This window comes from Actinotalea ferrariae CF5-4, from assembly GCF_000603945.1.
GTDB classification, from domain to species: domain Bacteria; phylum Actinomycetota; class Actinomycetes; order Actinomycetales; family Cellulomonadaceae; genus Actinotalea; species Actinotalea ferrariae.
Map to the genome: position 1 here is coordinate 1 of NZ_AXCW01000506.1, position 990 is coordinate 990.

Consider the following 990-nt stretch of genomic DNA (forward strand, 5'->3'; position numbering starts at 1 on the left):
TGACGCCGGCCGGGACCCCGCCGCGCCGCCGCTCGAGCTCCACGTCCGCATCGACGAGCGGGACGCGGGCTTCCTCGCGCTGGGCATGGCGCGCGGCGCCGCCCTGGGGGGCGACGCGCGCCCGGTGGCCGTCGTCACGACGTCGGGCACCGCGGTCGCGAACCTGCACCCCGCGGTCCTCGAGGCCCACCACGCCGGGGTCCCGCTGCTCCTGCTGACCGCGGACCGGCCCCACGAGCTCCGCGGCACCGGCGCGAACCAGACCACCGAGCAGGTCGGCCTGCTCGAGCCCGTGCGTCTCACGGTCGACGTCCCCGCGCCGACGGGCCGACCGGGGGAGGACCGGGACCTGCGCCACCTCGCCGCGCGCGTCGTCGCCACCGCCCTGGGCAGACGCACCGACGACCCCGGCCCCGTGCACGTCAACCTCGCCTACCGGGAGCCGCTGGTCCCCGCGGGGGAGCCGTGGCCAAGGCCCGCGAGGGACGGCCTGACCGAGGTGCTGCGGCGTGGCGCGACGGCAGGCGGGCCGCCGTCCGTCGACGCCCCGGCCGTCGCGCCGCTCGTCGCGAGCGGCGCGCCCGCACGGGGCGTCCACGACGGCGTCCCCACGGTGGTCGTCGCCGGGGACGGCGCCGGGCCGGTCGCCCGCCGTGTCGCCGAGGCGAACGGCTGGCCCCTGCTCGCCGAGCCGTCGTCCGGCGCCCGCGGAGGGCCGAACGCCGTACCCGGCTACCGACTGCTCCTGGCCGAGGAGGGGCTCGGCGGGGCGGTCCGGCGGGTCGTCGTCCTCGGTCGACCGACGCTGTCGCGGCCCGTCCAGGCCCTGCTCGGGCGGGCCGACGTGGAGTCGCTCGTCGTCGCCCCGACCGGCGCCGACTGGGTCGACGCGCCGCGCGCCGCGACCCAGGTCGCCACGGAGGTGCCGCCGGCCCTGCTCGCCGGGACGGGTTCCGCCGGGCGGGCGGAGGAGGCGTGGCTCGCCCGGTG

At 80.4% G+C, this 990-nt stretch carries 1 protein-coding gene; it reads left to right on the forward strand.

Annotated elements, in window-relative coordinates:
- Positions 1 to 990 (forward strand): thiamine pyrophosphate-binding protein (locus N866_RS19060; RefSeq protein ID WP_245612670.1); only part of this gene is annotated, 990 nt, incomplete at both ends.